Genomic DNA, 25,308 nt, shown 5'->3' with positions numbered 1-25,308 from the left:
GGACCTTTTTGCGCATAAGCAAAAAGGTCTTTTTTGTGACGTCTCATATTTTATGTACCATTTGCTGTAAGCGTTTGCTACTATTTAGGTAAACGATGAAAGGGTGATGGCATGAAAAAGATGTTGGTTGTTCTGCTTTTTTCTGCTTTATTGCTTAATGGATGCGGATCTGGTGAAAGCAAAGCAAATACAGCTGAGACGCCGGAGGTTTTGGATGTCAAGCTGACCGGGCCTGAAAAAGTAAATCCCGGAGAAAGCGCTGCTTATGAAGCAGCCGTATCATATGGTGATGAAGCTGTGACGGATGCCGATGAAGTAGAGTTTGAAGTATGGAAAGAAGGGGAAAAAGACGCAAGCCAAATGTTTAAGGCGAAACAAGAAAAAGGCGTATACCGATTGGAAACGACGTTTAAGGAAGATGGTGTATACACTGTCCAATCCCATGTCACAGCAAAAAAACAGCATAGCATGCCGACCTTAAAAGTCCAAGTCGGAGACGCCGATGCTGCCAGCAATCAGTCAGAAGAGGAGCATTCACATCATCATTGATTGTGTGAATCAGAGTGATTTTCTTGTGGTGGATCAATGGTATGCTTTACATTATAGGCTTTTACAGTCGTCCAAATGGTTACAAGCAAAACAGCCAGCACAATCAAAATACTTATCGTAATGAGAAGCGTCATGACATTCCACCTCCCGTTTTTTAACAATTGTAGCATAATAGAAGAAATCGTGACAGATAAGGGTAAAAAAGAGGTTTTAGCGTACGATATTAAGGGTATACATAGTCATATAACAAGGAGGAGATACCATGTCAGAACAATTGATTCAAGCAGTGAACAAACAAGTAGCCAACTGGACAGTCATGTATGTGAAACTACATAATTATCACTGGTATGTGAAAGGAAAAGATTTCTTCACTCTTCATGAAAAGTTTGAGGAGCTGTACAATGAAACGGCAACTTATATTGATGACTTAGCAGAACGTCTTTTGGCGCTGAACGGAAAACCGATTGCAACAATGAAGGAATCCTTAGAAACGGCTTCTGTCAAAGAAGCTGCTGGAAATGAAACAGCTGAACAAATGGTTCAAAGCGTATATGATGATTTCACAGTCATCGCGGAAGAACTGAAAAACGGCATGGATTTAGCTGATGAAGTCGGTGACGAAACAACAGGGGACATGCTTCTTGCGATCCATCAAAATATTGAAAAACATAACTGGATGCTAAAAGCTTACCTAGGTTAAACTCAAAAATAGAACGGCCGGATGTCTTAAAAAAGACGTCCGGCTTTTCTTTTTGTATCTTAAAAATAGGCGACAACCAGTCCATTTTTCTGAAAAATCCAAACCGTTCGGCTTGTTTACCATAGAATATCGTAAGGCCGTTTCTGTGAAAGGATGTTGGGATAAATGGATAGAGACTTTGGCATCTTTTCGTTTTTAGCAGTCAGCGTTTCAGCAGCGGGTTTTTTCTTTGGAGGTTTTCAGTATTCATTTCTGATTTTGCTCTCTCTTATGGCAATTGAATTTATCAGTACGACTTTGAAGGAAACCATTATTCACAAACTGTCATTTAAAAAGATATTTGCCCGGCTTGTCAAAAAATTAGTCACGCTGGCTCTGATCTCTGTATGCCACTTTTTTGATCAGCTGCTGAATACACAGGGATCAATTCGTGACTTGGCTATTATGTTTTATATTCTTTATGAATCTGTGCAAATTGTTGTGACAGCCAGCTCTCTTGGCATACCGGTTCCCCAGATGCTTGTCGATCTTTTAGAAACGTTAAAAAATAAATTTAAGCGCAAACCGTAACTTTTCCCTGTTCGAGGGTCATAATAAAGCCCAGAGCGTCGGCCGCACTTTTCGGCAAAAGCTATCGCAAAAAACTGTACGAGCTAGTCTGCATGCAGAACCTGACGGCGTGCTGGGTTTCCCTTATTTTTTGATAAAAGGCTTCCGAAGAAACGTAACTGTGGTATGATGTATGGAAGATAGCTAGGAACGGATTTGAGGGATAAACATGTACGAGTTTAAAGATTATTATCAGAATACTGTTCAGCTTTCCTTTGACGATCAGCCTTTCTCGGACAGCCCGAAGCATGTCTGGGTGATTTGCCGTTTTGGCGGCAAATGGCTTTTAACAGAACATGAGGACAGAGGCTATGAGTTTCCAGGCGGGAAAGTAGAGCCGATGGAGTGCGCAGAAGAGGCTGCGCTCCGGGAAGTAAAGGAAGAGACGGGCGCGAGAGTCAAAAGCCTCAAGTATCTCGGACAGTATAAAGTTCTCGGAAAAGAAAAAGTGATTGTGAAAAATATATATTTTGCAGATATAGAAAAGCTTGAAAAGCAGGCTGATTACTTTGAAACGAAAGGCCCGGTTTTGTTTCACGAGCTGCCGGAGAACCTTTCCCGCAATAAAAAATTCAGCTTTATTATGAAGGATTCCGTTCTTCCGATCAGCTTGAAAAAACTGAAAGAATCTGGATGGATTGAATAAAAAACCCGGCACATGTGCCGGGTTTTTTATGTCCTCCCCTTCGTCCATTTCTTTTCCAGCAGCTCGACGCCCTGATACATCAGAGTGGCGAAGATGGCGATGATCAGCAGGCTTAAGAAGACGAGTGTAAAATTGAAGACTTGGAATCCGTAAATAATCATATATCCTAATCCGACCTTCGAAACGAGGAATTCCCCTACAATAACGCCAACCCATGATAAACCGACGTTCACTTTTAGTGTTGAAATAATCGCGGGGGAGGATGCAGGCAGTATGACTTCTTTAAAAATAACCCACTTTTTTGCGCCGAATGTTTTCATGACTTTCGTATAGTTTTCGTCGACCTCTTGGAAGGCGGTGTAGACAACGATGGTTGTGATAATGACGCTGATGATGGCTCCCATCGCAATGATGCTGATAAAACTGGGACCGAGCGCGACAATCAGGATCGGGCCCAGGGCCACTTTCGGCATTGCGTTCAAAATCACAAGATACGGATCTAAAATTCTGGCAAGTCGGTTAGACCACCATAACAAAGCGGCGAGGCACGTGCCCATAAACGTCCCGAGCAAAAAGCCAAGCACCGTTTCAAATAAAGTGACGCCGATGTGTGACAGTAAAGAACCGTCACCAAGTTTCTCCAGCAATAATCGCCACACAGCTGATGGAGAGCTGAAGATCAGCGGATCGATCCAGCCCTGCCTGCTGGAGATTTCCCAGCCCGAGAAAAAGAGAATAAATATGGCAAGCTGAAAGGAATGGACCTTCCACTTTTCCTTTTTCTGTTTGAATTGATACTGCTCGTGAAGCAGATCAATGGTTTCTTTGCTGTTTCTCAAGAGAATTCAGCTCCTTCCATATCGTTTGAAACAGTGTCTGGAAGGAAGGTTCCTGACGGGCGTCAAAAGGCAACATCGCGGCCAATTCCTTAGGAATGGTAAAAATCTGATGGATGGTGCCCGGCTGATTTGAAAATAAAAAGATCGTATCGCTCATCGCTATCGCTTCCCCTATATCATGAGTGACAAGCACTGCTGTTTTTTGATATTCCTTTAATGTGCGGAATACCAGGTTTTCCAAAGACAGCTTTGTCTGAAAATCAAGCGCGGAAAATGGCTCATCCAGCAAAAGCAGACTAGGGTTAGGCGCAAGTGTTCTTGCAAGCGCAGCCCGCTGGCGCATCCCGCCTGACAGCTCTTTCGGATATTTTTTCTCCACATCTATGAGGCCGAACTCCGGCAATAGACCGAGTGCAGCGGCTTTGCTTTCTTCTGTCAGCGTGTCGGCGATTTTTAAACCGAGAAGCACATTTTCCTCGATAGATTTCCAGGGAAATAAGTAATCCTGCTGAAGCATATAGCCAATATTATGTTCTTTTTGATTCGGCTCACGGCCTTCAATCAGAACTCTGCCTTCTGATGGCTCAATCAAACCGGCAATAATGGAAAGCAGTGTTGTTTTTCCGCAGCCGCTTGGGCCGAGAAATGAGATGAAATCACCTTTTTCGGCATCGAAATGAATATCCCGCACAGCCGTTGTTTTTTCTTTAATAGAAAAATAAGTATGGGTTACATGGTCGACATGTAAGAAAGACATAGATGGCGCCTCCTATTTCTCCGAGGTGACTTTTTCAGCAATTTCTTTATTTACAAGCTGATTGTATGGAATGTGCTTCGGCAGTTCTCCCGATTGATCCATAATGGTTTGGAGAAGCTCCCATTCTTTTTCGTTAAGCAGAGGGTCTGGTGAATATGAATGCTGTTTTTTATAGCGTTCAATGGATGTTTCGATGACGTCTGGGTCGGTATCATCAAATTCATCTTTAATGGCATCTGTGATGTCCTTCGCAGAATGGTTTTCAACCCACTGCTGCGCCTTATAAATGGCCTTTGTAAACTTGACGGCTGTGTCTTCATTTTTCTTCAAATAGCTTTGTTTCGCCATAAAAGTCGTATAAGGAACCTCTCCTGATTCTTCTCCGAATGAAGCCACGATATGGCCGATGCCTTTTTTCTCAAAGAGAGAAGCCTGCGGTTCAAAGAGCTGTACATACTCACCGGTTCCAGAAGCAAACGCATTGGCAATATTGGCGAAGTCTATGTTCTGGATGAGGTCTATATCCTTATGCGGGTCAATCTTATGTTTGTTCAGTACATACTCGCCGACCATTTGCGGCATGCCGCCTTTTCGCTGACCGAGAAACGTTTTTCCTTTCAACTGATCCCAGTCGAAGTGTTCAACATCTTCTCTCGCGACAAGAAACGTTCCGTCTGTCTGAGTCAGCTGGGCGAAATTAATGACGGGATCTTTAGCCCCTTGCGCTTCGACATAAATAGATGTTTCTGACCCGACAAGCGCGATGTCGGAGCCGTTGGAAAGAAGCGATGTCATCGTTTTGTCTCCGCCCCAGGTCGTATTCACATCGACATCAAGCCCTTCTTCTTTAAAAAACCCTTTAGACTCAGCAACATATAAAGGTGCGTAAAAAATTGAATGGGTCACTTCAGCTACCTTGACTTTTGTGAGCGTTTCTTCCTGCTTGCAAGCCGCCAGGGCGAACATCAGAAAGATACTGCCGACACAGGCGAAGCTCAGCCTTAACCATCTGTTCACATAGACAACCTCCTTATTTCGCATCAAGTTAATATCCTTTTTTGCTTTACATATCGTATGATGGGTATAAAAATGTGTGAATGCCTAACCAGGTTCTCCGGATGTAATTTTGGAGTAAGGAAAGCATATAGAAAAAAAGGAGGCGGCTGTTTTGATTGTAGAGAAAAGAAGATTTCCGTCGCCAAGCCAGCATGTGCGTTTGTATACGATCTGCTATCTGTCAAATGGATTACGGGTTAAGGGGCTTCTGGCTGAGCCAGCGGAACCGGGACAATATGACGGATTTTTATATTTGCGCGGCGGGATTAAAAGCGTGGGCATGGTTCGGCCGGGCCGGATTATCCAGTTTGCATCCCAAGGGTTTGTGGTGTTTGCTCCTTTTTACAGAGGAAATCAAGGAGGAGAAGGCAATGAGGATTTTGCCGGAGAAGACAGGGAGGATGCATTTTCTGCTTTTCGCCTGCTTCAGCAGCACCCAAATGTCAAGAAGGACAGAATTCATATCTTCGGCTTTTCCCGCGGCGGAATTATGGGAATGCTCACTGCGATCGAAATGGGCGGGCAGGCAGCTTCATTTGTTTCCTGGGGAGGCGTCAGTGATATGATTCTTACATATGAGGAGCGGCAGGATTTGCGGCGAATGATGAAAAGAGTCATCGGCGGAACACCGAAAAAGGTGCCTGAGGAATATCAATGGAGGACACCGTTTGACCAAGTAAACAAAATTCAGGCACCCGTGCTGTTAATCCATGGAGAAAAAGACCAAAATGTTTCGATTCAGCATTCCTATTTATTTGAAGAGAAGCTAAAACAACTGCATAAGCCGGTGGAGACATGGTACTACAGTACATTCACACATTATTTCCCGCCAAAAGAAAACCGGCGTATCGTGCGGCAGCTCACACAATGGATGAAAAACCGCTGACAGTGAAATATGTTATGATAAAGAAAAAAGAGAACGAAAGGGGATTTCACTTTGGGAATGCCTGTTGAATTTAATACACTGATTGTGACAAAAGGAAAAGAAGTTCGCATAGATGAAAATATATTCACGTTAGAGAAGGACGGATACCGAGTATATCCGATGGAGATTCCAATGGATGTACGCAAAACAAAGTTTGGCGAAAAGTCAGGCACAGCTGAAGTGCAGAAGCTTCAATGGGAAGAAGGCCGGACCATCATTACATACAAGCTGACTTCTTTGCATTCCGTCAATTAAAACAAGCCAAGAGCATAATTGCTCTTGGCTTTTGTTTTTTATACGAGAGGGCCGCCTGCCTGGGCGATGGCATCGGTATGTGCGAACTTTTTAAAGTTCTCTTTGAATTCATTTGCAAGGTAGACTGCTTTTTCTTTGTATTCTTCCTTGTTGGTCCACGTATTTTCAGGCTGAAGGATATGATCAGGAACGCCAGGAACATGTGCTGGAATGTGCAGGCCGAAAATATCGTCAGTTATCATTTCAGCATCCTCTAATTTACCTTCAATCGCTGCTTTGACCATTGCTCTAGTGTAAGAAAGCTTCATTCGTTCGCCTGTGCCGTAGCCGCCCCCGGTCCAGCCGGTATTGACTAAGAAAACGTCTGCGCCGTGTTCATCGATCTTTTTGCCGAGCATTTCAGCATAGACGTGAGCAGGAAGCGGCAGGAACGGTGAGCCGAAGCATGTAGAGAACGTCGTTTCAGGAGACGTTACACCACGTTCGGTTCCGGCAAGCTTACTTGTGTAACCGCTCAAGAAATGGTACATGGCCTGCTCCTTCGTTAGTTTGCTGATCGGCGGCAGGACTCCGAATGCATCAGCCGTCAAAAATACAATTGCTGACGGATGGCCGGCCATGCTTGGAGTCACGATGTTGTCAATCATATGAATCGGGTAAGCTGCCCGCGTGTTTTCAGTATAGAAGGAATCATCATAATTGGCTTCGCGTGTATCATCGTCAACAACGACATTTTCGAGAACAGACCCGAAACGGATCGCGTTAAAGATTTGCGGCTCCTTTTCCTCGCTTAAATGAATGCACTTAGCGTAGCACCCGCCTTCAATATTAAAGACGCCTGTATCAGACCAGCCATGTTCATCGTCACCGATCAGCTTGCGGTCAGCATCTGCCGACAGGGTGGTCTTGCCTGTTCCTGACAGTCCGAAGAAAAGGGCGACATCGCCTTTTTCACCGACATTGGCGGAGCAGTGCATAGATAAAATATCTCTTTCAGGCAGCAGGAAATTCATAATGGAGAAAATGGACTTCTTCATTTCACCGGCATACTCAGTTCCGCCGATTAAGATCGTCCGCTTTTCGAAAGAGACAATAATAAACGTTTCGGAATGAGTGCCGTCTGTTTTTGGATCCGCTTTGAAATGCGGAGCAGAAAGAATGGTGAACGGCTGCTCAACTGTTTTCTTATCATTTCCTTCCGGACGGATAAACAGCTGCCGCGCAAATAAATTGTGCCATGCGAATTCATTTACGACAGTGATTGGCAGCCTGTATTTCTCGTCTGCTCCGGCAAATCCTTCGAAAACAAACAGCTCATCTCGCTCCTTTAAATAGCTGACAACTTTCGTGTACAGCCGCTCAAACGCTTCTTCTGAAATCGGCTGATTCACCGGGCCCCAATCGATCTTATTTTTCGTGCTTTCTTCCTCCACGATGAATTTATCTTTAGGTGAGCGTCCTGTGTAAGCGCCTGTTGTCGCGCGAACAGCACCTGTGGATGTTAAAATGCCTTCGTTTCGGGAGAGGACTTTTTCTGTTAGCTGTGCTGCAGATAAATTATGACGCACATTTGGACATGTTAATAAGGCTTGTAAATCAGCGGTCAAATCAACTGAGTTCATATGAAACCTTCCTTTATCGTTTTTTGTGTTTTGCTAATTGTGAATTAGTATAACATATATTTTCAAATAGTCTATACTATTTATTATTTTTTGTGTGTGCATTTCCATTGTTTTCCCTCAATATAGGTGCCTATTTCTTCTGAATCATATTGACATTGCAAACCCTTTTACGATAAGATATTTCATTGAGCGGATACTCTTATCCCGAGCTGGCGGAGGGACAGGCCCTATGAAGCCCAGCAACCGGTTTCTCTGTTATTTATTATGTTCAACTGAGTGAGACAACCAAGGTGCTAACCTGTTGCAAGGTTGTATGATTCCTTGAGCGATAAGAGTGAAAGGCACAAAGACCAAACCCTTTCCTCGATGGAAAAGGTTTTTTTATTTCATAAATATGCCAATTAACATTCTCTAATATAACTGTACATTGTATAAGAGGGAGCGAGTTCCGTATCATATATACAAGGTCTTTCGGGAGGCCTTGTGCAGGAGGAAGCAAATCATGAGTAAAAATCGTCGTTTATTTACATCAGAATCTGTTACGGAGGGGCATCCGGATAAAATCTGTGACCAGATTTCTGACAGCATTTTAGATGAAATTTTAAAGAAAGACCCTAACGCGCGTGTTGCTTGTGAAACATCTGTGACAACAGGTTTGGTTCTTGTAAGCGGAGAGATCACAACTTCTACGTATGTTGACATTCCGAAAACGGTTCGCCAAACCATTAAAGAAATCGGATACACACGTGCAAAATACGGATTTGATGCGGAAACTTGTGCGGTTTTAACATCAATTGATGAGCAGTCTGCTGATATCGCGATGGGCGTAGACCAAGCGCTTGAAGCCCGTGAAGGCACAATGAGCGACGAAGAAATTGAAGCGATTGGTGCGGGTGACCAAGGATTAATGTTCGGTTATGCGTGCAACGAAACGAAAGAGCTTATGCCTCTTCCAATTTCACTTGCCCATAAATTAGCCCGCCGCCTAAGTGAAGTCCGTAAAGAAGATATTCTTCCGTACCTTCGCCCTGACGGCAAAACACAGGTAACGGTTGAGTACGATGAAAATAACAAACCAGTCCGCATTGACGCGATTGTTATTTCAACTCAGCATCATCCTGAAATTACACTTGAGCAAATTCAGCGCAACATTAAAGAACATGTCATCAATCCGGTTGTTCCTGAAGAGCTGATTGATGAAGAAACAAAATATTTCATCAACCCTACAGGACGTTTCGTAATCGGAGGCCCTCAAGGGGATGCGGGACTTACAGGACGCAAAATCATCGTTGATACGTACGGCGGCTATGCACGCCACGGCGGAGGCGCGTTCTCAGGTAAGGACGCGACGAAGGTAGACCGTTCTGCAGCTTATGCGGCAAGATACGTTGCGAAAAACATCGTTGCGGCTGAGCTTGCTGATTCTTGCGAAGTACAGCTTGCTTACGCGATCGGTGTTGCACAGCCTGTGTCAATCTCAATCAACACATTCGGTTCAGGAAAAGCTTCTGAGGAAAAACTGATTGAAGTTGTTCGCAATAACTTTGATTTACGACCTGCCGGCATTATCAAAATGCTTGATTTGCGCCGTCCGATCTACAAACAAACTGCTGCGTACGGCCACTTTGGACGTCACGATGTTGACCTTCCATGGGAGCGCACAGACAAAGCGGAGCAGCTGCGTAAAGAAGCGTTAGGAGAATAATTTTATAGCCGCTTACTGGTTAAGCGGCTTTCCCTTTTTTATCGTTGTATTCATGTTTATTTTTTTACATAACTGTGAAACCAAATACTATTCACAGCGTCTATAAATAGGGGTTCAATGATGACAATTTTAATTATGGAGGCAATACTATGTGTGGATTTGTCGGGGTTTTTAACAAGCATCCGTTAGCTCAAACCGCTGATCAAGAAGAACTAATCAAACAAATGAACCAAATGATCGTTCACCGCGGTCCTGACAGTGATGGATATTTCCATGATGAGCACGTCGGCTTCGGATTCAGACGGCTCAGCATTATTGATGTAGAAAATGGCGGACAGCCTTTATCATATGAAGATGAAACATATTGGATTATCTTTAACGGAGAAATCTATAACTATATTGAACTGAGAGAAGAGCTTGAAGCAAAGGGGTACACATTCAACACGGATTCGGACACAGAGGTTCTTCTTGCGACTTACCGTCACTATAAAGAAGAAGCGGCGTCCAAACTGCGCGGTATGTTTGCCTTTCTGATTTGGAATAAAAACGATCATGTGCTTTATGGGGCAAGAGATCCATTCGGCATTAAACCGTTGTACTACACAACGATCAATGATCAGGTTTATTTTGCCTCAGAGAGAAAAAGTTTAATGGTTGCTCAGAATGATATTGAAATAGATAAAGAGGCATTGCAGCAGTACATGTCTTTCCAATTTGTTCCTGAACCAAGCACGCTTGATGCCCATGTGAAAAAAGTAGAGCCGGGTTCACAATTCACAATCCGCCCGGACGGCGATATCACATTCAAAACGTATTTCAAAGCGAACTTCAAGCCGGTTCAGACTGAAGAAGACAAGCTTGTGAAAGAAGTCCGAGACGCGATCTATGATTCTGTAAACGTTCATATGAGAAGTGACGTTCCTGTCGGTTCGTTTCTGTCTGGCGGGATTGATTCTTCCTTTATTGTGTCTGTTGCGAAGGAATTTCATCCAAGCTTAAAAACATTCTCTGTCGGCTTTGAACAGCAGGGCTTCAGTGAGGTTGATGTAGCGAAAGAAACTGCAGCGGCGCTGGGCATCGAAAATATCAGCAAAGTCATTTCGCCTGAGGAATACATGAATGAGCTTCCGAAGATCGTATGGCATTTTGATGACCCGCTTGCTGATCCGGCAGCGATTCCGTTGTACTTTGTTGCAAAAGAAGCGAAAAAACATGTTACGGTTGCTTTATCAGGTGAAGGAGCGGATGAGCTCTTCGGCGGATATAACATTTACCGTGAACCGCTTTCGCTTAAACCGTTTGAACGGATCCCGTCCGGCTTGAAAAAGATGCTTCTGCACGTCGCTGCCGTTATGCCTGAAGGTATGAGAGGAAAGAGCCTGCTTGAGCGCGGCTGTACTCCGCTTCAAGATCGTTATATCGGTAACGCGAAAATCTTTGAAGAGTCTGTCAAAAAGCAGCTGTTGAAGCATTATAATCCGAACCTTTCATATCGCGATGTGACGAAGACTTACTTTACAGAAAGCAGCTCGTACAGCGATATCAACAAAATGCAGTATGTCGATATCCACACTTGGATGCGCGGCGACATTTTGTTAAAGGCGGATAAAATGACGATGGCGAATTCTTTGGAACTGCGTGTGCCGTTCTTGGATAAAGTCGTATTCGACGTCGCTTCAAAAATTCCTGATGAGCTGAAAACGAAGAACGGCACGACGAAGTATCTTCTTCGCAAAGCCGCTGAAGGAATTGTGCCTGAGCACGTATTAAACCGCAAAAAGCTCGGTTTCCCTGTACCGATCCGTCATTGGCTGAAAAACGAAATGAACGAATGGGTGCGGAATATTATTCAAGAAAGCCAAACGGATGCTTATATCCATAAGGATTATGTCCTTCAGCTTCTTGAAGACCATTGTGCGGACAAGGCTGATAACAGCCGTAAAATCTGGACTGTGCTAATCTTTATGATCTGGCACAGCATCAATATTGAAAAACGGTATATGCCTGAAGAGCTGAGCCATCAGCCTAAAGAAGTCATCTTTGTGTAACAGACAACAAGGCTTTCGAGTAGTCGAAAGCCTTGTTGTTATCCTTTTATTTCTCCATCATCATTGATTTACCCAATCCGTACGAAATATTCAGAAAAATGATTTAATGATATTTTTTTCTAGGGGAGAAGAAAGCATGCAAAAACAAAAACAAGAGCTGCACCGCGGACTCGAAGAAAGGCATATTTCTTTAATGTCTTTAGGAGCTGCTATAGGAGTAGGGTTGTTCCTCGGCTCCGCATCAGCTATTCAATTAGCAGGGCCTGGTATTTTGGTAGCGTATGCCGCAAGCGGCCTGGTCATGTTTTTTATTATGAGAGCGCTTGGGGAAATGGCCATTCAAAAACCGGTCGCAGGCTCCTTCAGCAGGTATGCGCGTGATTATTTGGGACCGCTTGCAGGCTATTTAACAGGGTGGAACTACTGGTTTTTATGGGTTGTCACCTGTATGGCCGAAATTACTGCTGTCGGTATCTATATGGGGTTCTGGTTTCCTGACGTGCCAAACTGGATTTGGGCGTTATCGGCACTGGTCATTATGACGGGTGTTAATTTCCTGGCTGTCAAAGCTTACGGTGAGTTGGAATTTTGGTTCGCATTGATTAAAATTGTTGCGATCTTATCCATGATTGCTGTCGGTTTATTGATGATTATTGCAGGAGTCGGCAATGGGGGCATTGCCACTGGAATCAGCAATTTGTGGAACAACGGAGGATTTTTCCCTCATGGTTTAAAAGGGGTTCTATTGTCTCTTCAAATGGTCATGTTCGCCTATTTAGGGATTGAAATGATCGGGGTGACGGCTGGCGAAGTAAAAAACCCGCAAAAATCGTTAGCCAAAGCAATCGATACAGTATTTTGGAGGATTTTGATTTTTTATGTAGGCGCTTTATTTGTCATTATGTCTATTTATCCGTGGCAGGAAATTGGCTCTCAAGGAAGCCCATTTGTTCTCACATTTCAAAAAGTGGGCATTCCATCGGCGGCAGGTATCATTAACTTTGTCGTGTTGACTGCCGCGCTGTCTTCATGCAACAGCGGTATTTTCAGCACAGGACGGATGCTGTTTAACTTGGCGGAACAGAAAGAGGCGCCACAAGCATACGGTCAGCTGACGAAAGGCGGCATCCCGGGTAAAGCTGTTCTGGCTTCAGCGGGGGCTTTATTAGTCGGAGTGCTGTTAAACTATGTTGTCCCTGCGAAGGTATTTACTTGGGTTACAAGTATTGCGACGTTCGGAGCGATTTGGACGTGGGCAATCATTTTGCTTTCTCAAATAAAATACAGGAAAAGTTTGAAGCCGGAAGAAAAGAAACAATTAAAGTACAAAATGCCTTTCTTTCCGTTTACGTCTTATGTGTCATTGGCGTTTCTAGCATTCGTCGTCATTCTTATGGCTTACAGCCCTGATACAAGAGTAGCCGTGATTATCGGGCCGATATGGTTTCTCATCTTGCTGGCTGTGTACTATGGAAAAGGGTTTCACAAAAAAAATGCAGCAGCTGCCAGCGAACGAAATATCAGCTGACAAAAAGAGCTCCCAGTGGGCTCTTTTTGTGTGTGCTCATAGAAAATAGAGAACAGGAAAGAATAGGTATGTGTGTTTGCAGAGGCTGTTTATAGTTTTGTGATAAGATAAAAGTCATACGTTTCATGCTATATGTGAACGTTTTATGGAAAAATTGAAACCCGAACTGTGATGACGTCCGGGTTAACGATGGTTATTGCTTTCAAATATAATTTGAAAAATGGTAAAGTAAGACGAAGCAGGTCTTATGTTTGTTGAAGAAATTTATAATATTGGCCCTTTTCTACATATTCTGACCGTATTCTTTGCATATCTTTTCGGTCTTCTTCCGTCAAAGGGCGGATGACTTTTGCAGGGCGGCCAAAGGCGAGATGGCCAGGCGGAATGGTTTTTCCAGGCGGGACAAGACTGCCGGCACCAATAAAAGCGCCTTCGCCAATTTCGGCTCCGTCTAAAATGATTGAGCCCATGCCGATTAAGGCGTTCTTGCGGATAACAGCGCTATGAAGTGTAACCTGATGGCCTATCGTGGCGTCATCTTCAATGAGCAGCGTCTGGTTCGGGCTTTGATGGAGGCAGCTTAAATCTTGGATATTGACTCTGTTTCCGATTCTGGTCGGCGCAACATCTCCCCTTATGACAACAGAAAACCAAATGCTGGACTGTTCTCCGATCACGACATCACCGGTAATTGTTGCATTATCAGCTATAAAGGCTGTTGGGTGGATATCTGGCTTGTGTTCCTTATAAGGGTAGATCATAAGATTCATCCTTCTTTCTCTATTTAAATTTCGTATGAGGTGAAGAGCATGTGGACCTGGAAAGCAGACAGACCTGTTGCCGTGATTGTAATTATTCACGGGGCAAGTGAATATCACGGACGATATAAATGGCTGATTGAAATGTGGCGGTCCTCGGGTTATCACGTTGTCATGGGCGATTTGCCTGGACAGGGAACAACGACAAGAGCGAGAGGGCATATTCGCTCGTTTCAAGAATACATTGATGAAGTAGATGCTTGGATAGATAAAGCGCGAACTTTTGATCTGCCGGTTTTTCTTCTAGGTCACAGCATGGGCGGTCTGGTCGCGATTGAATGGATTAAACAGCAAAGAAATCCCAAGATTACGGGAATTATTTTATCATCACCGTGTCTCGGACTGCAAATTAAAGTGAATAAAGCGCTTGATCTTGCATCAAAAGGTCTGAATGTCATCGCTCCGTCACTTAAGGTTGATTCGGGATTATCAATTGATATGGCGACACGCAATGAGGACGTCATCGAAGCTGACCAAAATGATTCGTTATACGTCAGGAAAGTTTCTGTCAGATGGTACAGAGAGCTTTTAAAGACAATTGGATCGGCAATGGTGCCGACAGAGGCATTTTTGAAAGTTCCGCTTCTTGTGATGCAAGCCGGTGATGACAAGCTTGTTGACAAAACGATGGTCATCAAGTGGTTTAATGGTGTTGCTTCTCATAATAAAGCATACAGAGAGTGGGAAGGGCTTTACCATGAGATCTTCAATGAACCCGAGAGAGAAGATGTCTTTAAAGCAGCAAGAGCGTTTACTGATCAATATATTTGAACTAGTAGGGGGTGCATGTGTTGACAGTACCGGAACATCCTTTTGGATTGATGGCAAAGGTATATCGAGATATTTTTCCGCTCGTTCATCAAGAGCTGGACATATGGAAGCAAAAATCAGAATCGATTCATAACAGTGAATTGAAAGCACAGGCAACCGCAAGTATTCGGGACAAAACGTTTCACTGTGAAGGCGGCGGCATACTGGCCTTATTGTCAGGCAGCCAAAAACAGAAATGTGTCGAGTTTATCATCGCGTATCAAACGATTAGTGATTATTTGGACAATCTGTGTGACCGCAGCACCTCGCTGGACCCGCAGGATTTTCGGATGCTCCATGCCTCAATGCAGGATGCACTGACAGTTGGGGCGGAACTGCAAAACTATTATCAATTCAGGGAAGAACAGGATGACAGCGGATATTTGCATGAACTGGTTAAAACGTGCCAGCGTGTTCTCGGCTCCATTGAGCACTATGACATGATTAAACCTTATCTGCTTGAACTGTGCGGCTATTATTGCGATTTGCAGGTGCATAAGCACGTTATTGAGCATGAGCGTGTTCCGCGGCTTGAAAAGTGGTTTACTCAATATGAATCAGAGCTCCCTGAGATGGAATGGTATGAATTTTCAGCCTGTGCAGGCTCAACGTTAGGCATTTTCTGTCTGGTTGCGTATTCGTTCCAGCCTGATTTCACAGAAAGCACCGCTAAAAAAATCCGCGACAGTTATTTTCCTTACATACAGGGCCTTCATATCCTGCTTGATTATTTGATTGATCAAGAGGAGGACTTGCTGGAAGGAGACTTGAATTTCTGCTCGTATTATCAGTCTCATGAAGAGATGATGGACCGGCTTGAACACTTTATCCATAAAGCCGACGAGCATTTACAAGGCATTCCGCATGAAAACTTCCATCGTTTAATCAATCGCGGCTTGCTTGGCGTTTATTTGTCAGATGATAAAGTGGCGGGCCAAAAGGAAATGGGCCGGCTCGCAAAGAAGCTGATCAAAGCCAGCGGAAAAACCTCCCTTTTCTTTTATATCAACGGCAGAGCCTACCGGAAATTTCAAAAAATGTCCTGGATGAAAAACTCAAAGAAAAAAGCTCAAATCATTTGCTGATCTGAGCTTTTTTTTCGATGGCGATAATAAATGGCGGGTCATTTTGCTGATTGATAAATCCGTATGATAATACACGGGCTGTTTGCTGGTCCAAGTCCCGGCAAAACTCGAGCACGTCGTTTTTTTCAGCTTTGCCTTCCGGGTGGCCATGATAGACGACGAGAACAATCAGACCTTCGTCTTTCATGATGCCGAGAAGCTGTTCAATGGCTTTGATCGTAGAACTGCCGTTTGTCGTAATTGATTTGTCCCCGCCAGGCAAATAGCCGAGGTTAAATACCGCGGCCGCCACTTTGCCATGTGTTTCAGGCGGAAGGGATTCAGCGATTTTGTCATGGCTTTTGTGAAATAACGTTGTTCGCGCTTGATACATGTCACCGAGCCGTTCCTTTGTATTGGCCACGGCTGATTCTTGGATGTCGAATGCGTACACATGACCGTTTTCACCAACAAGCTCCGCTAAAAACTGTGTATCATGTCCGTTGCCCATTGTCGCATCTACGACAATATCTCCTTCTCCCGCGGCCATTTTCAGCAGTTCTTTGCTGTAAGGAAGAATTTTCTTCAAAATCATAGCGCTGATTCCTCCTCAAGCCGCTGAAAGAACTTTCCTTGATAGCTGCCTCGGTTTTCTAGCTCTTTATTAATGGCGCCAAGCACTTCCCATTTGTTGACGCTCCACATTGGCCCGATCATCAACTCAATCGGTCCGTCACCTGTAATGCGGTGGACGATCATTTCAGGCGGAATGATCTCAAGCTGATCGCACACGAGCTGCACATAATCATCTTGAGAAAGAAATTCCAGCTTTCCCTTTTCATATTGCTTGACCATCGGCGTGCCTTTCAGTAGGTGAAGCAGATGGATTTTAATGCCCTGGACATCCAAATCTGCGACGGCCTTTGCCGTTTCCATCATCATGTCCCGGTCTTCCAAAGGCAGCCCATTGATAATATGCGAGCAGACACGTATGCCGTGTTTTCTTAATTTATTGACGCCTTCCACATAGCAGTTAAAATCATGTGCGCGGTTGATCAGAAGTGCAGTCCGTTCATGAACTGTTTGAAGCCCAAGCTCCACCCACAAATAGGTGCGTTCATTCAGCTCTGCCAAGTAATCAACGACATCATCAGGCAGACAGTCCGGGCGTGTGGCGATCGAAATGCCGACCACATCATCTAAAGCGAGGACGGATTCGAATTTCTCACGAAGCACCTCAACCGGGGCGTGAGTGTTTGTGAAAGCCTGAAAATAAGCGATGTACTTGCCGTCCTTCCATTTTTCGTGCATGCGGTTTTTGATGTCATGGAATTGCGTAATTAAATCATCGGCCCGGTTCCCGGCAAAATCGCCGGAGCCTGCTGCGCTGCAAAACGTACAGCCTCCGTGGGCTACGGTGCCGTCCCGATTCGGACAGTCAAAACCGCCGTCAAGCGCTACTTTAAACACCTTATGGCCGAAATGTTCTCTGAGATGATAATTCAATGTATGATAGCGTTTTTCCGTATTTGAATAAGGAAAAGGATTGTTCTGCATCACAATTCATGTGCCTCCTTGCGTACGATTGCATCCTAAAATTGTAGCACGCATTTCACAAGAGAACAAATGAATATCGACCATAAATTACTTTATTGAATAAAGTCAGATGAGGCTACAATATGAATGATGGATGAATTCCATTACCAAGAGGAGGGGTTACTGTGGCAACAAGACAATCAGTAGATGAACATCTCCAGCAATGTATGCAGGCCTATGATTATGCTGAAGAACAGCTGAAAATCGCTTCTAAACAAGAGCATTATAACGATCAAGAATATAGTGATGCACAAATGCAGCTAGAAGATGCGGTAAATGCCTTGAATAAACTATGGCTGTCGTCAAATGATCAGCAGAGAGAACAGCTGTACAGAATGAGACTTCAGCTTCAATCTTTGCAAAATAATATGATCCTGCAGCACCCTCTTGATGTGTAGGAAAACGGACCCTTTTAAAAGGGTCCGTTTTTTTGTAAAAAAAGGATTGACTTTGTGAGTCAAAGTATTTATTGTATTAAGTGTACTAATTGAAGTAATACACTGTAGACACTAATATAAAATCATTTATATATTGACATTAAGGGAGGCAGTTATGAAACATAAAAAACGAAACAAACGTAACGTGCCAATGCTGATTGCGGCATCTGTGATCGCTTGTTCTTTTTTTCTTGTTCTCGTGATGATCGGTTTTGAATGGCAAAAAAGTATAATTGATCATTTTTATCTATAAAAGGTTCAGATCGTATAGAAAGTAGGGAAGTAAATGATTCAAATCGATCCAAGAAGCTCAACACCCATTTACGAACAAATTATTCAGCAAATGAAAGAGCTTTGTTTGAAAGGGATCATGAAGCCTGGTGATAAGCTTCCTTCTGTCAGAGAATTGGCAACGATCATTATTGCGAATCCGAACACTGTCAGCAAAGCGTATAAAGAACTTGAGCGAGAGGGGATTATTGAGACGCTGCGGGGCAGAGGGACCTATATATCGGAGAATGCAAAAACGACACTGGTTGAAGGGAAGATGACGATGATTAAAGAGCAACTCAAACAGCTCATCATCGATGCACACTATGCAGGGGTTGAGCTGGAAAAACTGCACGAATGGATAAAGGAAATCAGCGCTGATGTGAAGGGAGGCAAAAAAAATGATTGAACTGCGGCAGCTGTCAAAAGCGATTGACGGCAATCAAGTATTAAAAGATGTTTCATTAACAATCGAAAAAGGAGAAATCTTTGGATTGCTTGGACGCAATGGATCGGGCAAAACGACGATGCTTCGCTTAATCCAGCAAATCATTTTCGCTGACAGCGGAACGATTTTATTTGACGGCGTAGAAATCAAAAAGCACCCGAAAGTCAAACAAAATATCATCTACATGCCTGTTCAAAATCCGTTTTACGATAAGTATACATACAAGCAGTTAGTCGATATTTTGAGAAGAATATATCCGAAATTTGATGTCACGTACGCGAATGAGCTGATGAACAGATACGAAATTCCGGAAACGAAAAAATACCGTGAGCTGTCGACAGGCTTAAAAAAGCAGCTATCGCTCGTTCTGTCGTTTGCGGCGAGACCGGCGCTGATCCTCCTTGATGAGCCGACGGATGGTATTGATGCGGTAACTAGACATGATGTGCTGCAGCTGATGGTCGATGAAGTGGCAGAGCGTGATACGAGTATCCTGATTACGTCCCACCGGCTTGAAGACATAGAGCGGATGTGCAACCGAATTGGCTTTCTTGAAGATAACAGGCTGACCAACGTCATGGATCTTGATGAATTAAAAGAAGAATACATCAAAATACAAATGGCGTTTGACACAGATGTCAATCTGGCCATCAGAGAGCAAAACATTCCGATGCTCGATCAGGCCGGCGTGTTTTACACAGTGCTGATTCCGAAAAGCGATGAGGAGAAAAAGAGCTTTTTGAGAGAGCTGAAGCCAAAAGTATGGAATGAGCTTCCTGTCAACCTGGAAGAAGTGTTCATTGCGAAGTTTGGAGGGAAGCGGAGATGGTAGACCGAGGTCTCCTCTATCGAGAGTGGAAGCAGAATCAAGTGGTGATTTTGTTAAGTATCGCGTTTTTAGTGCTGGCAAATCCGCTTTCTATCGTTAATACGTATTTGTCTTATCAAGGATGTCTTGATCGCCAAGACCCGCAATATTGTGATTTTATTGTGAATTATTCCATAAGCAATCTGATAGATCTCAACTGGGTGCCGGGTGTCATTTTGGCGGTCTGCTTCCTAGGAATGGAACGTTCGAAAGGCACGATGGATTTTATATTAAGCCTTCCATATAACAGAAGCCAAATTTTCCAGACGAAATTTTGGTTAGGCGGTTTTGTGATTGTGCTGTCGCAATTGATTGGCTTTTTACTCGCATGGCTGCTGATTGTTGTCTATAACCCTGAACACGTCTACTTTTTTGAGCACAGCAGCGTTGGAGTAATTGTGATTAGTTTTATGGCTTTTTCACTGGTGATGGCCGCCGGAGCGTTAACTGGAAATGCTTTTGCCCAGCTGTTAACGGCGTTTTCTGCAGCTATATTGCCGTATTTAATTATTGCATTGCCGGTTGGAAACCTTGAAGTTGTTTTTGGTGTGAGTATATGGGAAATGTTCCCTTCCCCTGAGAGTTATTTCTCTCTGGCAAGCAATTTATCGAACCTAGTACCGATTAGTTACGTTGTAAATGAATGGATGACTAACAGTAAATATCTTTTATTGATTCCAGCCGTAATGAGCATTCTATTTTACTTGATTGGTTTGATAAGCTTCAAAAAGCATCCAAGTGAACGAAACGGACACTTTTTCTTATGGAACAGATTAGACCGTCCGGTGCAAATTCTGGTTATGGCTTTCGGCATCCTTGGATTTGGTTTATTTGGATACTATACCGGACATTCCATTATTGGTTATATTTTGGGTATGATCATTGGGGCAGTGGCTGGATTCTTTGTGAGCTACTTCTCTATTTATAAGAAAACAAAAGTGTAAGAAATGCCTTAGGTTTGGAGGGAAGTGAGTTGCCGGATTCCGGACTGCTTTACAAAGAGTGGCGGCAGAATAAAGTCGCCTTAGTTATCACCATTTTGGTTTTTATATTAGGTAATCCATTATCAATTTTAAATATGTATCTCATCTATCAAGGCTGTGTCACTGGAAAAGAAAATTGGGTCGGCCCCTGCGTATTCAGCGTTGATTATTTAAACAGCTCATTTATCTCATTGTTTTGGATTTGGGGAGTCGTTTTGGCGGTCAGCCAGCTAGGGATTGAACGAAGCAAGGGCTTTTTTGATTTTACATTAAGCCTTCCTTATACACGAGGGCAGATATTTAACGCGAAGTTCTTTACTAGCGGAATGGTGATTGTGATCCCGCAGCTCATAGGTTATGTTTTATCTGTTTTACTGATTTTGTTTTTGAAGCCTGATCAGGCCGTTTATTTTCACAATTACAGCTTGGGAATGATTATTGTTAGCATGCTGGCTTATTCTTTGATTATGGCCGGAGGAGCTTTGACAGGCAATAGTTTCGCACAGCTTCTAGTCTCATTTACCGTAGCCATTTCGCCGTTTTTACTCATCAGCCTGCCTGTGATCAACCTCGAGATCCTTATTGGCGGATCAATCGATTTTATCCATGGTCCAGTACCTAAATGGGTGCAGTATTTCATTCCGATAATTTATGTAGACTCAAAATGGGCTGAGAATTCACCATATTATTTAGTGATTCCGGCTATCATGACTATCATCTTCTACATCATCGGCTATATTAGCTTTGTCAAACTGTCTAATGAAAGAAACGGATATTTCTTCTTATGGAAGCCGCTTAACCGCCCGGTGCAGATCATCGTTATTATCATAGGAATCATGGGCTTCGGCTACTTTGGATTTTCTGCCAGCGAGAGCTTTGCAGGCTATTTCATTGGCATGGCTACAGGTGCGGTAATCGGTTTCTTGATTAGTTATTTTGCGATTTATAAAAAAACGAAACTTTTGTAAGGGAGAGAGAACTTATGATAGATGTTCAGCATATCGACCATTCTTTCAAGATCGGAAAAAAGGGCCGTGAGAATGAAGTTCCAGTATTGAAGGATGTTTCATTACGTGTGGCGAAAGGGGAAATCGCCTGTATTGTCGGACGAAGCGGCTCAGGTAAATCAACGCTTTTGAATTTAATTTCCGGCTACATATCGCCGACAAAAGGGCGGATTGTCATTAATGGCACTGATGTTACGGGGTTTAATGAAAAGGAATGGGCGCAATTTCGGCTTGACCATTTCGGGTTTATTTTCCAAAGCTTTCAGCTCATTCCGGGCTTAACGACGTATGAGAATGTGGAAATGCCGCTGGCGTTAAAAGGAATCAAGCCATCTGAGCGGAAGCAAAAGGTGCAGGACATGCTGAAACGCGTCGGTCTGGAAAACCACGCCGCTCATTATCCGAATGAACTGTCAGGCGGCCAGCAGCAGCGTGTCAGTATTGCTCGAGCGTTGATTTTAAATCCTTCGATTATCTTAGCGGATGAGCCGACGGGAAGCCTTGATTCAGAAACGGAACATGAAGTGCTGGAATTGATCCAGCAGCTGAATCGTGAGCGTGGCATTACATTTGTGATCATTACTCACGATGATGAAGTCGCTTCTATCGGACATTCAAAATTTCAGCTTCATGATGGTGTGCTAAAAGGAGGAATTACCGTTGAGGTTTAAGGATCAGGTTCATTTTATCAGAAGAAATATGAAGAAAAACAGACTTCGCGTCTTTATGACGATTCTTGCGACAACAATGGCGTGTGCGTTTTTGGTTGTGCTGTCGTCCGTTGGGTTTGGGATTCAAAAGACAATTACAGATATGACAATGAGCCAGCAGGTTGTAACGAAAGTCAGTGTAATGGGCAAGGAAGGAGACAAGCCTATTAAAAAAGCTGACTTAGAGAAGTATGATCACGTAAGGTCAGTTGTAGAAAGAACGCAAGTGTATGAACCAAACAAAGCTACTTTAGGCAATCGTACAAATGAAAGCTCAAATCTCATTTTTACTAATATGAATGATGAATTAAAGGCCAATATGGAATTGGAAAAGGGAAGAGTCGCAAAGTCGGAAAATGAAATCGTAGTAGGATACGACTTCGCAAAGAGATTATTAACGAAAAAAGAATCGGAAGAATATAACAAAAAAATCGAGGAAGCAAAAGGAAATCCAGAAGATATAAAAGAACCAAAGGGCTATACGAAAGATATTCTGAACAAAACAATAGAACTAAGTGTATCGAAGACAGATCCTAAAACAGGGGATGTTACAAAAACAAAAGCATATGACTTTAAAATTGTCGGTATTACAAAAAAACCATCTCAAGACTGGATGGAGGACTCAAACATTTTTATCAGTGATCAATTCAAAAAAGATTTTTCGGAATTCTTAGATTTCAAAGGCGGAAATGTTGAAACGAACATTGGTGTTTTTGCTGATAAGTTTGAGAATGTGGAACAGCTGACAAATGATCTAACAGATGACGGGTACTATGTCACATCAGTGACTACCGAACTTGAGGGAGCCAATACCTTCTTCATGGTCTTCAAAATCGGACTGATCTTTGTCGGATGTATCGCAGTTATTATTTCAGCGATCGGCATTTTTAACACGATGACGATGGCGGTGACAGAGAGAACGCAAGAGATCGGCATTATGAAAGCGATTGGGGCGAGCCCGTCAATCATTCGCCGAATGTTCTTGATGGAAAGCGCGTATATCGGAATTTTAGGCTGTGTGATTGGGATTATCATTTCTTACGGCGTGAGCTACCTTGTCAACCTGGCCGTTCCGATGATTCTTGCGGCCACAAGCGGAAGCGATGCGGGCGACTTGAATTACACATTCTCCTACATCCCGGCGAGTCTTGTGATCATTGCCGTTGTGATTTGCGGAGGGGTCGCAGTCATTTCCGGAATGAACCCGGCGAGAAAAGCAACAAAAACCAACGTGCTGACAGCGTTGAGAAGAGAACTATAATGCGAACGAGCCGGCTGAGACAGCCGGCTTTTTCTATAGCACATAATAGCGTTTTGCTATACACTTGATAAAAAAGGAAAAAGTGCGGTGAATTGATTGTTTAAACTTTTGCTGATTGAAGATGATGAATCGCTGTTTCATGAAATCAAGGATCGTTTAACGGGATGGTCCTATGATGTATACGGCATTCAGGATTTCAGTCAGGTGCTGCAGGAATTTGCGGCGGTTAATCCTGATTGTGTCATTATTGATGTACAGCTGCCTAAATTTGACGGCTTTCATTGGTGCCGGCAGATCCGCTCCCGGTCAAATGTTCCGATTCTCTTTTTATCCTCCCGGGATCATCCTGCTGATATGGTGATGTCCATGCAGCTCGGGGCAGATGACTTTATCCAAAAGCCATTTCATTTTGATGTGCTGATTGCGAAAATCCAAGCGATGTTCCGGCGTGTGCACCATTATAATACGGAGCCGAGTACGATTAAAACGTGGTGCGGCGCTGCTGTAGACGCGGAGCAGAACCTCGTCAGCAATGACAAAGGATCTGTTGAACTGACCAAAAATGAGATGTTCATTCTTAAACAACTAATAGAGCAAAAAAACAAGATCGTCAGCCGGGAAGAGCTGATCAGAAGCTTGTGGAACGATGAGCGTTTTGTTAGTGATAATACGCTGACCGTCAATGTCAATCGCCTGCGAAAAAAACTGGAGGTCCTGCAGCTAGGTGCATATATCGAGACAAAGGTGGGCCAGGGCTACATCGCGAAGGAAGAGGACAAGTTCTATGATTAAAGCATTCCTTATCGAAAGGCGGAGCTGGATTGCCGCGTTTTTGTTTCAGCAGGCTTTGATGCTGTTCATTGCTTTTGTCGATCCTTCCATATCATTTGGGAATGTACTTTATATGGTGTATTTGTGCATCTTGTTTTTTATCATATTCCTTTGGTTCCGCTATCGGAAAGAAACAGCGTTTTATAAAAGCTTGAAAACATGGGAGAACAATCTCGATGTGACAGCCATAAATGAACCGGAAACGCCGTTTGAAGCAATGATTGAAAGAAGCATTGCCGGGCAAACAGAACACTTGAAGCAGACCGCAGCACGGCATCGCTTAGCATTGGAAAATGAAAAAGATGAGCTGATGGCATGGATCCATGAGGTCAAAACTCCATTAACAGCGATGCATTTAATCATTGATAGAATGGAAGAAAAAGCACTGAAATCCCAGCTGTCATATGAATGGCTGCGAATTCACCTGCTTCTTGATCAGCAGCTTCATCAAAAACGGATATCATTTATTGAAAACGATCTGTCTGTAGAATTCATTCAGCTTCAGCCTTTGATCTTTAAAGAAATCAAAGATTTACAATCGTGGTGTATCCAAAAAGGGATCGGTTTTGACATACAGCTCGATGCCAAAGAAGTGCTGAGCGATGCAAAATGGCTGGCGTTTATCATCAGGCAGCTGCTGACAAACGCGGTGAAATACAGCGAAGCCTCTGAAATCGAGATCAAAAGCTTTCAAAAAGGGGAACAGACGCAGCTCCAAGTGAAAGACTGTGGCAGGGGCATTGATCCAAAAGATGTACCGCGTATTTTTGATAAAGGGTTTACATCCACAACGGATCACCATGATCAAGCGTCAACTGGCATGGGGCTGTACTTGGCAAAAAAAGCAGCGGCGCCGTTATTGATCCTTATTGATGTTGAGTCGGAGTTCGGTGCGGGGACAGTTTTTACATTAATCTTTCCAAGACGGAATCAATTTGAACATGTCATAAGCGTGTGACGAAAATG

Annotated in this window: 29 protein-coding genes and 1 riboswitch; of the genes, 21 read left to right on the top strand and 8 right to left on the bottom strand. The window is 43.5% G+C overall.

Going from position 1 to position 25,308, the window contains the following annotated elements; genetic code table 11:
* The first annotated feature begins 111 nt into the window (after nucleotides 1-111).
* The gene (locus FB592_RS16080) at nucleotides 112-549 is read left to right on the top strand and encodes a FixH family protein (RefSeq protein ID WP_014477743.1); all 438 of its coding nucleotides are present in this window, start codon (nucleotides 112-114) and stop codon (nucleotides 547-549) included.
* On the opposite strand, the gene ytzI is transcribed toward FB592_RS16080, so the two are convergent.
* A complete protein-coding gene (gene ytzI, locus FB592_RS16075; protein WP_003229081.1) occupies nucleotides 543-683 on the bottom strand; it encodes a YtzI protein in 141 nt (46 codons plus the stop codon). The genes FB592_RS16080 and ytzI overlap by 7 nt on opposite strands.
* Before the next feature lie 128 nt (nucleotides 684-811).
* On the opposite strand from ytzI, the gene FB592_RS16070 reads away from it, so the two are divergent.
* The 3 genes from FB592_RS16070 to ytkD all read left to right on the top strand — a co-directional run bounded on the left by FB592_RS16070 (nucleotide 812) and on the right by ytkD (nucleotide 2,504).
* Complete coding sequence (locus FB592_RS16070; RefSeq protein WP_003229083.1) at nucleotides 812-1,249, top strand: Dps family protein; 438 nt, start codon at nucleotides 812-814, stop codon at nucleotides 1,247-1,249.
* 165 nt (nucleotides 1,250-1,414) lie between these two features.
* Entirely contained in the window at nucleotides 1,415-1,819 is a 405-nt protein-coding gene (locus tag FB592_RS16065; protein WP_021480358.1) for a phage holin family protein, read from the top strand.
* A 208-nt stretch (nucleotides 1,820-2,027) separates the two neighbouring features.
* On the top strand, nucleotides 2,028-2,504 hold the full coding sequence (gene ytkD, locus FB592_RS16060; protein WP_003229087.1) for an RNA deprotection pyrophosphohydrolase: 477 nt from the start codon (nucleotides 2,028-2,030) through the stop codon (nucleotides 2,502-2,504).
* A gap of 26 nt (nucleotides 2,505-2,530) precedes the next feature.
* Here the strand turns inward: ytkD and FB592_RS16055 are convergent, their stop codons facing one another.
* From FB592_RS16055 to FB592_RS16045, 3 genes are read right to left on the bottom strand one after another with little or no spacing between them, the layout of a single operon-like run.
* Nucleotides 2,531-3,343, bottom strand: coding sequence for an ABC transporter permease (locus tag FB592_RS16055; protein WP_003229090.1), 813 nt, complete (start codon nucleotides 3,341-3,343; stop codon nucleotides 2,531-2,533).
* The gene (locus tag FB592_RS16050) at nucleotides 3,318-4,100 is read right to left on the bottom strand and encodes an ABC transporter ATP-binding protein (protein WP_003229092.1); all 783 of its coding nucleotides are present in this window, start codon (nucleotides 4,098-4,100) and stop codon (nucleotides 3,318-3,320) included. Before FB592_RS16050 ends, FB592_RS16055 begins: the two co-directional genes overlap by 26 nt.
* A 12-nt stretch (nucleotides 4,101-4,112) precedes the next feature.
* Nucleotides 4,113-5,117, bottom strand: coding sequence for an ABC transporter substrate-binding protein (locus FB592_RS16045; RefSeq protein ID WP_021480357.1), 1,005 nt, complete (start codon nucleotides 5,115-5,117; stop codon nucleotides 4,113-4,115).
* 151 nt (nucleotides 5,118-5,268) lie between these two features.
* Here FB592_RS16045 and FB592_RS16040 point away from each other — a divergent pair, with 151 nt between their 5' ends.
* On the top strand, nucleotides 5,269-6,042 hold the full coding sequence (locus FB592_RS16040) for an alpha/beta hydrolase family protein (RefSeq protein ID WP_029318292.1): 774 nt from the start codon (nucleotides 5,269-5,271) through the stop codon (nucleotides 6,040-6,042).
* Between the two features lie 51 nt (nucleotides 6,043-6,093).
* Nucleotides 6,094-6,336, top strand: a complete 243-nt coding sequence (locus FB592_RS16035) for a DUF2584 domain-containing protein (protein ID WP_004398611.1) — start codon at nucleotides 6,094-6,096, stop codon at nucleotides 6,334-6,336.
* Nucleotides 6,337-6,374: 38 nt separating this feature from the next.
* Here FB592_RS16035 and pckA read toward each other — a convergent pair whose 3' ends face one another.
* Nucleotides 6,375-7,958, bottom strand: a complete 1,584-nt coding sequence (gene pckA / locus FB592_RS16030; RefSeq protein ID WP_141949779.1) for a phosphoenolpyruvate carboxykinase (ATP) — start codon at nucleotides 7,956-7,958, stop codon at nucleotides 6,375-6,377.
* A gap of 196 nt (nucleotides 7,959-8,154) precedes the next feature.
* Nucleotides 8,155-8,293, top strand: a riboswitch (SAM riboswitch).
* A 167-nt stretch (nucleotides 8,294-8,460) separates the two neighbouring features.
* Between pckA and metK the strand changes: the two genes are divergently transcribed.
* From metK to alaP, 3 genes are all read left to right on the top strand, one after another.
* The gene (gene metK, locus FB592_RS16025; RefSeq protein ID WP_003229102.1) at nucleotides 8,461-9,663 is read left to right on the top strand and encodes a methionine adenosyltransferase; all 1,203 of its coding nucleotides are present in this window, start codon (nucleotides 8,461-8,463) and stop codon (nucleotides 9,661-9,663) included.
* A gap of 149 nt (nucleotides 9,664-9,812) precedes the next feature.
* Complete coding sequence (gene asnB / locus FB592_RS16020) at nucleotides 9,813-11,711, top strand: asparagine synthase (glutamine-hydrolyzing) (RefSeq protein ID WP_004398625.1); 1,899 nt, start codon at nucleotides 9,813-9,815, stop codon at nucleotides 11,709-11,711.
* 136 nt (nucleotides 11,712-11,847) lie between these two features.
* Nucleotides 11,848-13,239 carry an alanine permease AlaP gene (gene alaP / locus FB592_RS16015; protein ID WP_141949777.1) on the top strand — a complete coding sequence of 464 codons (1,392 nt, stop codon included), beginning with the start codon at nucleotides 11,848-11,850 and terminating at the stop codon, nucleotides 13,237-13,239.
* Between the two features lie 245 nt (nucleotides 13,240-13,484).
* Here the strand turns inward: alaP and FB592_RS16010 are convergent, their stop codons facing one another.
* The gene (locus FB592_RS16010) at nucleotides 13,485-14,000 is read right to left on the bottom strand and encodes a gamma carbonic anhydrase (protein WP_032726461.1); all 516 of its coding nucleotides are present in this window, start codon (nucleotides 13,998-14,000) and stop codon (nucleotides 13,485-13,487) included.
* A 48-nt stretch (nucleotides 14,001-14,048) separates the two neighbouring features.
* Between FB592_RS16010 and ytpA the strand changes: the two genes are divergently transcribed.
* Together ytpA and tbcS are read left to right on the top strand one after the other, a co-directional pair.
* Nucleotides 14,049-14,828 carry a phospholipase YtpA gene (gene ytpA / locus FB592_RS16005; protein ID WP_049140983.1) on the top strand — a complete coding sequence of 260 codons (780 nt, stop codon included), beginning with the start codon at nucleotides 14,049-14,051 and terminating at the stop codon, nucleotides 14,826-14,828.
* Between the two features lie 20 nt (nucleotides 14,829-14,848).
* Nucleotides 14,849-15,952, top strand: a complete 1,104-nt coding sequence (tbcS, locus tag FB592_RS16000; protein ID WP_004399076.1) for a tetraprenyl-beta-curcumene synthase — start codon at nucleotides 14,849-14,851, stop codon at nucleotides 15,950-15,952.
* Here tbcS and mnmM read toward each other — a convergent pair.
* Complete coding sequence (gene mnmM, locus FB592_RS15995) at nucleotides 15,942-16,526, bottom strand: tRNA 5-(aminomethyl)-2-thiouridylate-methyltransferase MnmM (RefSeq protein WP_038429495.1); 585 nt, start codon at nucleotides 16,524-16,526, stop codon at nucleotides 15,942-15,944. The two genes, tbcS and mnmM, sit on opposite strands and share 11 nt — an antisense overlap.
* The gene (gene mnmL / locus FB592_RS15990) at nucleotides 16,523-17,491 is read right to left on the bottom strand and encodes a tRNA modification radical SAM protein MnmL/YtqA (protein WP_024572829.1); all 969 of its coding nucleotides are present in this window, start codon (nucleotides 17,489-17,491) and stop codon (nucleotides 16,523-16,525) included. Before mnmL ends, mnmM begins: the two co-directional genes overlap by 4 nt.
* Nucleotides 17,492-17,652: 161 nt before the next feature.
* Between mnmL and FB592_RS15985 the strand changes: the two genes are divergently transcribed.
* The 10 genes from FB592_RS15985 to bceS all read left to right on the top strand — a co-directional run bounded on the left by FB592_RS15985 (nucleotide 17,653) and on the right by bceS (nucleotide 25,300).
* The gene (locus FB592_RS15985) at nucleotides 17,653-17,925 is read left to right on the top strand and encodes a YtzC family protein (RefSeq protein WP_003229117.1); all 273 of its coding nucleotides are present in this window, start codon (nucleotides 17,653-17,655) and stop codon (nucleotides 17,923-17,925) included.
* Nucleotides 17,926-18,079: 154 nt separating this feature from the next.
* Nucleotides 18,080-18,217, top strand: a complete 138-nt coding sequence (locus tag FB592_RS15980) for a hypothetical protein (RefSeq protein WP_003229119.1) — start codon at nucleotides 18,080-18,082, stop codon at nucleotides 18,215-18,217.
* 33 nt (nucleotides 18,218-18,250) lie between these two features.
* Nucleotides 18,251-18,643 (top strand): GntR family transcriptional regulator YtrA, encoded by a 393-nt coding sequence (gene ytrA, locus FB592_RS15975; RefSeq protein WP_003229121.1) that lies wholly within the window; start codon nucleotides 18,251-18,253, stop codon nucleotides 18,641-18,643.
* Nucleotides 18,636-19,514 carry an ABC transporter ATP-binding protein YtrB gene (gene ytrB / locus FB592_RS15970; protein ID WP_003229123.1) on the top strand — a complete coding sequence of 293 codons (879 nt, stop codon included), beginning with the start codon at nucleotides 18,636-18,638 and terminating at the stop codon, nucleotides 19,512-19,514. Before ytrA ends, ytrB begins: the two co-directional genes overlap by 8 nt.
* A complete protein-coding gene (gene ytrC, locus FB592_RS15965) occupies nucleotides 19,508-20,494 on the top strand; it encodes an ABC transporter permease YtrC (protein WP_015483589.1) in 987 nt (328 codons plus the stop codon). The genes ytrB and ytrC overlap by 7 nt, the downstream gene beginning before the upstream one ends.
* A gap of 29 nt (nucleotides 20,495-20,523) precedes the next feature.
* The gene (gene ytrD / locus FB592_RS15960) at nucleotides 20,524-21,501 is read left to right on the top strand and encodes an ABC transporter permease YtrD (RefSeq protein ID WP_072175871.1); all 978 of its coding nucleotides are present in this window, start codon (nucleotides 20,524-20,526) and stop codon (nucleotides 21,499-21,501) included.
* 14 nt (nucleotides 21,502-21,515) lie between these two features.
* Nucleotides 21,516-22,211: an ABC transporter ATP-binding protein YtrE gene (ytrE, locus tag FB592_RS15955; protein WP_047183063.1), complete on the top strand. Its 696-nt coding sequence runs from the start codon at nucleotides 21,516-21,518 to the stop codon at nucleotides 22,209-22,211.
* Complete coding sequence (gene ytrF, locus FB592_RS15950) at nucleotides 22,201-23,511, top strand: ABC transporter permease YtrF (RefSeq protein ID WP_049140981.1); 1,311 nt, start codon at nucleotides 22,201-22,203, stop codon at nucleotides 23,509-23,511. Before ytrE ends, ytrF begins: the two co-directional genes overlap by 11 nt.
* A gap of 96 nt (nucleotides 23,512-23,607) precedes the next feature.
* On the top strand, nucleotides 23,608-24,303 hold the full coding sequence (gene bceR, locus FB592_RS15945; RefSeq protein WP_038828831.1) for a two-component response regulator BceR: 696 nt from the start codon (nucleotides 23,608-23,610) through the stop codon (nucleotides 24,301-24,303).
* Nucleotides 24,296-25,300, top strand: a complete 1,005-nt coding sequence (gene bceS, locus FB592_RS15940) for a two-component sensor histidine kinase BceS (protein WP_141949774.1) — start codon at nucleotides 24,296-24,298, stop codon at nucleotides 25,298-25,300. Before bceR ends, bceS begins: the two co-directional genes overlap by 8 nt.
* The last annotated feature ends 8 nt before the right edge of the window (nucleotides 25,301-25,308 follow it).

This window comes from Bacillus sp. SJZ110 (assembly GCF_006715455.1).
GTDB lineage: Bacteria > Bacillota > Bacilli > Bacillales > Bacillaceae > Bacillus > Bacillus subtilis.
This window is presented reverse-complemented; position numbering and strand designations above follow the sequence as displayed.